We start from the raw sequence: 8,416 nt of genomic DNA, 5'->3' as shown, positions 1-8,416 counted from the left end.
ATCAGGGCGTCAGGGTCAACCGGGACCTGAATGACGGTTGGCTTCTTGCTTGCAAACGCTTGTGACAGCGCGCTTGAAAGCTCCTTGGTGTTTTCCGCGCGCAGGCCTAGACAGCCACAAGCCTGGGCGATGGCCGCCATATCCGGATTTCTAAAGGCGATTGCATGTTCGGGCAGACCTTTGGCTTCCTGTTCCAGTGCGATGAAGCCAAGCTTGCTGTTGTCAAAGACAACCGCCGTAATCGGCAGATCGTATTCGGCAGCGGTCAAAAGTTCACCCATCAGCATGTTGAATGCGCCGTCACCCGCAATGGCGACGACCGGACGATCAGGATAGGCAAGCTGCGCGCCATTGGCGCCGGACAGGGCAAAGGCCATTGTGCCGAGCCCGGATGACAGGGTAAAACGCTGGTTACGTTTTACCCGCAAATGCCGCGCGGCCCAGGCTGTGGTCGTTCCGGTATCAACCAGGAAAATGGCATCGTCGGCGGCATGGTCTCCGATTGCGGACATGACACTTGCGGGGTGAAGCGGGCTTTTGTCGGACTTTTCGATCTTTGCCCAATCGTCTTGCTGATCCTTGACCTTATCGATCCAGTGTTTGCGCTGTGTTTCGGTCTCTTTGGGAGTGACGCGATCAAGAAGGCCCTGCACCGATAGCCTGGCACTGCCGATCAACGGGGCATCAATATCAAGCCTTTTGCCGATCTGGCTGCGATTGCTATCGATCTGGATGGTTTTGGCATCTTTGGGGAAAAATTCCTGATAGGGGAAATCGGCGCCAATGATGCACAGCAAATCGCAATCTTCGACAGAATCCTGACCCGGTTTGCCACCCAAAAGGCCCAGCCCACCGATGCAAATGGGATCGTCGTCATCAAGCCAGTCTTTGGCGCGCAGGGTTCTGACGATCGGTGCATCAATGCGGTGCGCCAGATCAAAGATCTCCTGGGCTGCCTCGGCACCACCGATACCGGCAAGTATGACGGGCTTTGATGCCTGATCAATCAGTTTGGCAGCGTGATCAAGTTTCTCGCTGGACGGGGAGACTTCGCGGGTTGCCAACAAGGTTGCAATATTGATCGGATCATCCGCGCAATCGGCACTGGCGATATTGTTCGGGATACAGACATGGGCGGGTGCACGATTTTCAATCGCGGCCTTGCAGGCTTCTTTGAGGATACGCGGGGCCTGTGCCGGATTCATGATTGTCTCGGAATAGACGGTGACGTCTTCGAACAGCTTTTTCAGGTCCACTTCCTGATGATACTCGGTGCCGATAAATTCCGAATCAACTTGGCCTGTGATGGCAAGAACCGGGGCATGGTCGTGACGGGCATCATAAAGGCCGTTCAGAAGATGGATGGCACCACCACCCGCCGTGCCGACACAGCATGAAAGATTGCCGGTCAGTTTTGCCTGTGCGGATGCGGCAAACGCACCACCTTCTTCATGTCGGACAAGGACGAAATCAATTTCATCCCTGTTTTCAAGGGCAAATGTAATGTCATTGATCGCGTCACCGGGGATGCCAAACACATGTTTGACGCCAAGATCACTCAGTAAATTGATTGCGATATCGGCAACTTTCATGGGGAAACTCCTTGGTTTCAGTCGTGAGAGAGCCGCAAACTACAATCGCATCAACGGCCGGGTTTGATTACGAAAGCCAGAATGCATTCATGGTTTCTGCTACGCGCTTGAACGACGCGAGATTGGCACCATCGCGATAATTGATGATTTTTCCGTCCGGACTGTTTTCGATGCAGTCCTTGTGAATTTTGGACATGATTTCACGAAGGCGTTTGTCGACGTTTTCCGTATCCCAACTCAGACGCTGCGCATTCTGGCTCTGTTCAAGGCCGCTTACCGCAACGCCGCCGGCATTGGATGCTTTCCCAGGGGCATGCGGGATATTGGCGTTGATGAATACTTCCTGTGCCTTTGCCGTCAGTGGCATGTTCGCGCCGTCACAAAGCATCATCACCTTGTTTTCAACAAGCTGCTTGGCGTCTTGTTCATCAAGCTCGTTTTGGGTTGCGCAGGGCAGGGCAATATCGCACTCAAGCCCCCAGGGGTTCTTGTCTTCAAGGAACTCAGCATTCTTGCCGCCGTCAAATTCTGCCAGCGATTTGCGTTGGTTGTTTTTCCAGTCATCAACCTGATCAAGAAGGTCGTTTGTCAGGCCATCGGCGAAGTGCATGGTGCCGGAGCTGTCACTCAGACTTATGACCTTGGCTTCAAGTTCTATGGCCTTGCGCGCGGCGTGGAGCGCAACATTTCCTGCGCCACTGATCGCAATGCGTTTGTCTTTGATTTCCTTGTTTTCCTGATCAAGCATGTGACCAAGGAAATAGATGCAGCCATAGCCGGTTGCTTCTGTGCGGCCGGCACTGCCACCAAAGTGGCATCCTTTCCCGGTTAGCGCACCGGTCCACTTTTGCGTCAGCTTGATATAGTGACCAAAAAGGATGCTGATTTCACGTCTGCCCACGCCGATGTCCCCGGCGGGCACATCGGTATCTGGCCCGATATGCCGATATAGTTCCTGCATGAATGCCTGACAGAAACGGCCGATTTCCTGCGGAGATTTGTCCTTTGGCGAAAAGTCGGCACCACCTTTTGCCCCGCCCATCGGCAAGCCGGTCAGGCTGTTTTTCAGGGTTTGTTCAAACCCGAGAAACTTGAAGATACTGGTGCTTACCGTTGGGGCAAACCGAAGGCCGCCTTTATAGGGCCCCATCGATTGATTGAACTGAATGCGCCAGCCGCGATTGACCTGTATCTGTTGGTCATCGTCTTCCCATGCCACACGAAATTGCAGCACGCGATCCGGTTCGGTGCAGCGTTCAAGAACCGCATTTTTGCGCATCTCGGTTTGATCAAGATACCAACCGGCAATGGAGCCGACGACTTCCTCCACTGCCTGGTGAAATTCCGGCTCGTTCGGTGTCTTGTCCTCAAGCCGGCTCAGGAAGTCTTTTTGAAAATCAGATGCGCTTTGTGTCATTTAAATGCGGGCTTTTTTACTGTTTCTGCTGCTCTGGTTAACGTGCCAGAGGCGAAAAAGTGCCCACATAATATTTTGTTTTGGTGGTTTTTAAGGTGCTATGGCGCGCTTGATCAGGGGTTCTGTTGAAGCGATCGTTGAACAAAATCAAGGCGGTCCTGCCCCCAGAACATCTCGTTACCAACAAAATAGGTTGGGACACCAAAGATGTTGCGATCGCGTGCGGACTGGCAGTTCTCGTCATAAATCTTGGCGATCTCTGGCAAGTCGGCATGTTCGAGATATTCCGTCGACAGGCCAGTTGATATCAGGGCCTCGCGCACGGTCGCGGGCAGCGAAACATCACGTTCACGCAGCCAGATATCCCCCATCAGGGTTTCAGTCAAAGCACTTACGTCCATGCCATCGTTCTGAACGGCGATGATGGTGCGCGCGGCAAGTGTTTCATCGACGGGGAAATGTGTCGGATGCAGGTTGACCGGAATGCCGAGATAATCCGACCAACGTTTCAGTTCAACAAGTCGATATTCTTGACGCGGTTTCGGGCGTTTTGCCAAAGGCACGCCGCCGCCATGTTCCCAGACATCGGCTGCCCGGCAGGGTTTATGGATAATTTCCACGCCATGTTTTTTGGCGATGTCGACAACGCGGCGAAACCCGAAAAAAGACCACGGTGATTGCACGAAGAAATAGTGGATGATGGGTTCGGACATATGGGCCTCCTGGCACCGCGATACAGATTATGTTTTTGACTTGCCGACATTCGGTATCCACCACACTGCCCAAACAGGGGTGCTGCGTCAAATGTCCTTGGCGTAATCACGCACAGGTTCAGGTCATATGTTTGTGATGATGGAATGCGAAATGTCTGCGCGGCCTAGTAGTCAAGCCACCAGGAATATTCATCAATACCCGCCATCAGAACGCCATCGAAGCCAAGCTTCATGATGTTGCCGAGATAGCTGTTTTCGCTGCCAAAGATGATGCTTTGCCATTCGCGTGACCAATAATGCACGTGGTTTTCCTGTCCCCAACGTGCCATCAGGTTGCCTTCACTGATGAAATCGGGACTTCCGGCACGCCATCCGCTTTGCCAGTAATAGCGAAATGTCTCGGCCGTCGCGATATTGAGATACGAAATTAGGTTCCGTGGTGTCCCGGTCTTCTTGTAACGAAGCCGCTTCATATCATCATAGGTTAGTGGAATGGTCCCGCGATGGAACGGATCAATGATCAGCGTGTCATAGTTGGTTGCAACCAGCGCATCGACATAGGCGTCCTTCGTGCCATAGGGCGAACTATCGAGCACCAGGGCAAAGTTCTTTGCCTCGCGGATATTGTCGATCACATGCGGGTTTGCCCCGAAAGGTGTGCTTGGAACCTTTGCCAGGGATGAAAGCTGCATGCCCGGCGGTGGGGCTGCGTAATAAAGCGCATCCAGCCCCCGAAGCTGCGCGCGCGCCTTATCCATGTCGGATCGATTTTCGGTGTAATCGACCGCAAGATACTGCAGGCCTTCAAGATTCAGCCGTTCCAGATAACCGAGGATGTATTTGGTTTCTTCGGCGTTGGTGGCTTCGCCATATTTCTCAAAGCCGTAAAACGGGGCTTCGACCAAAATGCCGTCAAGGGCACGTAAATAGTTTCTGGCCGGTTCCGCAACGCCACGTGTGGCAAACAGGGTTTTTTCAAGAAACTCGGTCAGTTCCAGGCCATTCATCGCAATGATCGAAAAGTCACTGCGATAGCTTTTTGCCCACCGACTGATCGCGATCACATAATCACGCATTTCCTCGACGAAGTCTTTTTCGGGCTTACCGGTGTCGGTCAGTCCGGGGAGACCCTCGGTCAGGCTATTGGGCGCTGGGATAAATGGTTCGAGCTGCTGTGCAACTGCGCCAAGTGGTGTGGATGCCAGTAATGCCCCGCCAAGCCCCGCCGCACCGGTGCCAAGGAAATGTCGGCGCGAGATGGATTTGGGCACGGCATTTCCGCCAGACGCATTTTGCGCCGGTTTTCGGGTTCGCCCTGACGTGCTGTAAGGTTGCTTGGCCATGCCTTTATCCATCGCTGATGATATGGGCGATCTTATGATGCTGCCTTCATTGCGCCTTGCTGTGTAATCAACTCGGTCACCCGGCTGCCAATTGCAAGGGATGCAGTAAGACCCGGTGATTCAATACCATAGAGCATTACAAGACCATTAAGCCCGTGCTGTTTTTCATCAGCAATCATGAAGTCACGCGCCGCTTCACCCGGGGCCTGAATTTTTGGGCGCACCCCGGCATAACCGGTCTGAAGCGCACTTTCATCAAGGTCGGGATAGTATTTGCGGATGGCTTCGGCAAAGGCGGTCCTACGTTCTTCGGGGACGTCATAGTTTGGTGCATCAACCCATGTCACGTCCGGGCCAAAGCGCGCCTGTCCGCCCATATCAAGGGTCAGGTGAATGCCAAGGCCTGCCTGTTCGGGGGCTGGATAGATCAGGGTGGAAAACGGTGCCTTGCCCGATAGCGTGAAATAACAACCACGCGCATAATGCTGCGGCGGGACAGATGCCTGTGGCAGGCCGGTAAAGTTGCGGCCCAGTGTCTGGCTGTGCAGGCCACCGGCAACGATCAGTTCAGCACAGGTCAGGCTCATTTCTTCGCCGTCGGCATCGTTGGTGCAGACGCTATAAAGCCCGTTTTCGAAACTGACGGCCGTGACCTTGGTGTTGATCGCAAGTGTTGCGCCATTGTTTTCCGCCTCACCCAGCAGGGTGACCATCAACTGGTGGCTGTCGACAATGCCGGTGGACGGGCTTTCTAGGGCACCGACACAACGAAGGGCTGGTTCGCGTTCAAGGGCCTCTTCGCGGGACAGCCAGACAAGGTCGGTGACACCGTTTTCATATGCCTTGTCCTTGATCCCGGCCAGTGCGGCCATTTGGTCTTCGGTCGTGGCGACAATCAGTTTGCCGGTGCGTTTGTGTTCGATGCCGTTTTTTTCGCAATAACGATACAGCATCTCGCGGCCGGTGACGCAAAGCTCGGCCTTCAGGCTGCCTTTCGGGTAATAGATCCCGGCATGAATGACTTCGCTGTTGCGTGCGCTGGTTTCGGTGCCAATCGCATCATGCTGTTCAATGATCAGGACTTCACGGCCGGTTCGGGCAAGTGAACGGGCACAGGCCAGGCCGACAACGCCGGCCCCGATGACGATGGTTTGGATATCTGCAGTCATGATCACGTATATCTTGGTTAGGGTGGTGGGGTTAGTTTGCCTGGCGGAAATAGACAGCCTGTCCTTGGTTGTCCTTGCCATTGCCGGTGACAACAGCCGGGGATTCGCTGGTGTAAATACCGCGCGCAAAGCTGCTGTCGTTACAATAGACATACCAACTTCCGAACGGAAGCGTATCACTTTGATAGGCGCCGCCTTCATGGCGCCAGATGCCCTCGCAATGACGTTGGTGATCATCAAGGATCATTGTGCCTTCGCCCGATGGCTGATCAAAGCGCAGCGTGCCGGTTCCACGCACCGATTGCCAGTTGGTGATGATATCAATGCCATCAATCGGCGGCGGGGTGGTTTCGCCTTCAGGCTGCTGAAGCGGGGTTTCATCTGCTGGTGCGACAACAGTGGCGGCAATTGCCGAATTTTCCGCGAGCTCAATGTTCAATCGGCCAAAGAATCCGGCGGCAAATTCCTGGGCATCAATCATTGGCAGACCACTGAGCGGCGCACTGCTGCTACTTGTGGCCTGAACCTGTGTCGGGGTGCAGTAGTAGCCCAGCAGTCGACTGCCACGTTGGGCCGGTGTTTGCGGGTCCCATTGCCCGACAAAGGAAACGCATTGCGACCCGTTGCGGGTAAAGGGCGATAGGGCAATCGGGCCGTATCGGGTTTCCTGCACGAAGCTTGCGCCATTCAGGCTGGTGCGGCCGCGAAGCGCGTCAAACATATCAAGCAACTGCTCGGACGCCATGGCAGTGCTGAACCGAAAGCCGGGGGCGGAGGTCGTATAGACCGTTTCAAGGTAAAGGTCGCTTGCAGCGGCAGGGGATTCGCCTACAGAGCGTGGCGCATACCAGCGGCCGACAAAGACCGTGCTGTTATCGCGATACTGACGCAGGAAGCTGTTCTGACCCTCGACATCCGAGGCAAAGACAATAGGGCTCTGGTCTTGCGGGATTTGTTCAAACCCGCCGGTTTGCTGTGCGACGGCCATCTGTGGTGCTGCCACCAGAAGGCTTGCAAACATGCTGCCGATCAAAGCCGCCCGATACCTCACATTGCGTCCTTTCTATATGTTTTCAGGCGCATTTTTGTATTGCGCTACCCTTATCTTTACCTTTGTGCATCTAGATTGGCTAGGGGGCAGTCAACCGATGCCTGTTAACGTGATCTCTTTTACCTTGATTTTTGGGTGCAAACGGGCTCATTGGGGAGGTTGGCCTTGGGGACAAAGTCAAAAAGCCTGAAGATACGGAGCATTTTATCATGACGGTGCAACAGACCGGCGCGAACGGGGACAGCGCGGGCCAGCAGACGGCAACGGACAAACAACCGCCGTCCAATCGCGCCCATGTAATCGTGATCGGCAATGAAAAGGGCGGGTCAGGCAAATCGACAACGGCGATGCATCTGATCGTTTCCCTGATGAAGATGGGATTCAAGGTCGGATCGCTTGATATCGACGCCCGTCAGGGGACGCTGACACGTTATGTCGAAAACCGGAACGCCTTTAACGAACGCAAAGGCCTTAAGCTTCCGGTGCCCGATCATCGGCCGATTTATCGCAGCGAATTGCCTGACGCCAACCAAGCCAAGCTGGACGAGCGCGAACGCTTCACGACCGCACTTGGTGAAATGGTGATCGGATGCAATTTCATCGTCATGGATTGCCCGGGCAGTGACAATTACCTGTCTCGTTTGGCCCATGCCTGTGCCGATACGCTGATTACCCCGATCAATGACAGCTTTATCGACCTTGATATGTTGGCGCGGATTGACCCGGACAGCCTTGATATCAAGGGGCCCAGCATCTATGCCGAGATGGTCTGGGATGCGCGCAAGCGTCGGGCGGCGATTGATGGCGGCACGATTGACTGGATCGTCATGCGTAACCGTCTTTCACATCTTGATGCGCGCAACAAACGTGACATTGCCGAAATCGTTGACAAGTTGGCTGATCGTATCCGCTTCCGTCAGGCGCCGGGATTTGGCGAACGTGTGATTTACCGCGAACTTTTCCTCAAAGGTCTGACGCTGCTGGATCTGCGTGAAAAGGGTGTCGGCATCCCGATGAGCATGTCGCACATGGCCGCCCGTCAGGAAGTCAGATCGCTTCTGGAAGTGATCGGCTTCAAACCGGCCGACGGCGAGGAGTTGCCGATCTGACTGCATCCGGCCTATATCTTGT

The 8,416-nt window shown here is 54.4% G+C and carries 7 protein-coding genes; 1 reads left to right on the top strand and 6 read right to left on the bottom strand.

The genetic code is table 11. The features are described from left to right. From B3Z49_RS13525 to B3Z49_RS13500, 6 genes are all read right to left on the bottom strand, one after another. Window positions 1-1,592 (bottom strand): thiamine pyrophosphate-binding protein (locus B3Z49_RS13525; RefSeq protein WP_296991781.1); only part of this gene is annotated, 1,592 nt, incomplete at its 3' end. Window positions 1,593-1,659: 67 nt separating this feature from the next. Further along, entirely contained in the window at window positions 1,660-3,009 is a 1,350-nt protein-coding gene (gene gdhA / locus B3Z49_RS13520; protein ID WP_296991779.1) for an NADP-specific glutamate dehydrogenase, read from the bottom strand. Between the two features lie 113 nt (window positions 3,010-3,122). Continuing rightward, window positions 3,123-3,722: a 2-hydroxychromene-2-carboxylate isomerase gene (locus tag B3Z49_RS13515; RefSeq protein WP_296991777.1), complete on the bottom strand. Its 600-nt coding sequence runs from the start codon at window positions 3,720-3,722 to the stop codon at window positions 3,123-3,125. Between the two features lie 164 nt (window positions 3,723-3,886). Then, window positions 3,887-5,065 carry an endo alpha-1,4 polygalactosaminidase gene (locus B3Z49_RS13510; protein WP_296991774.1) on the bottom strand — a complete coding sequence of 393 codons (1,179 nt, stop codon included), beginning with the start codon at window positions 5,063-5,065 and terminating at the stop codon, window positions 3,887-3,889. Between the two features lie 32 nt (window positions 5,066-5,097). Next, the gene (locus B3Z49_RS13505) at window positions 5,098-6,234 is read right to left on the bottom strand and encodes an NAD(P)/FAD-dependent oxidoreductase (RefSeq protein ID WP_296991770.1); all 1,137 of its coding nucleotides are present in this window, start codon (window positions 6,232-6,234) and stop codon (window positions 5,098-5,100) included. Window positions 6,235-6,265: 31 nt separating this feature from the next. Further along, window positions 6,266-7,255, bottom strand: coding sequence for a hypothetical protein (locus B3Z49_RS13500; RefSeq protein ID WP_296991768.1), 990 nt, complete (start codon window positions 7,253-7,255; stop codon window positions 6,266-6,268). A 239-nt stretch (window positions 7,256-7,494) separates the two neighbouring features. Between B3Z49_RS13500 and B3Z49_RS13495 the strand changes: the two genes are divergently transcribed. Next, window positions 7,495-8,394, top strand: a complete 900-nt coding sequence (locus B3Z49_RS13495; protein WP_296991765.1) for a division plane positioning ATPase MipZ — start codon at window positions 7,495-7,497, stop codon at window positions 8,392-8,394. Window positions 8,395-8,416 lie beyond the last annotated feature (22 nt).

The sequence above is a fragment of the Thalassospira sp. UBA1131 genome (assembly GCF_002311515.1).
Classification (GTDB): domain Bacteria; phylum Pseudomonadota; class Alphaproteobacteria; order Rhodospirillales; family Thalassospiraceae; genus Thalassospira.
This window is presented reverse-complemented; position numbering and strand designations above follow the sequence as displayed.

Coding starts and splice junctions, on each gene's coding strand:
- gdhA (WP_296991779.1), bottom strand. CDS start 3,009: ATGACACAAAGCGCATCTGATTTTCAAAAAGACTTCCTGAGCCGGCTT.
- B3Z49_RS13505 (WP_296991770.1), bottom strand. CDS start 6,234: ATGACTGCAGATATCCAAACCATCGTCATCGGGGCCGGCGTTGTCGGC.
- B3Z49_RS13510 (WP_296991774.1), bottom strand. CDS start 5,065: ATGGCCAAGCAACCTTACAGCACGTCAGGGCGAACCCGAAAACCGGCG.
- B3Z49_RS13500 (WP_296991768.1), bottom strand. CDS start 7,255: ATGTTTGCAAGCCTTCTGGTGGCAGCACCACAGATGGCCGTCGCACAG.
- B3Z49_RS13495 (WP_296991765.1), top strand. CDS start 7,495: ATGACGGTGCAACAGACCGGCGCGAACGGGGACAGCGCGGGCCAGCAG.
- B3Z49_RS13515 (WP_296991777.1), bottom strand. CDS start 3,722: ATGTCCGAACCCATCATCCACTATTTCTTCGTGCAATCACCGTGGTCT.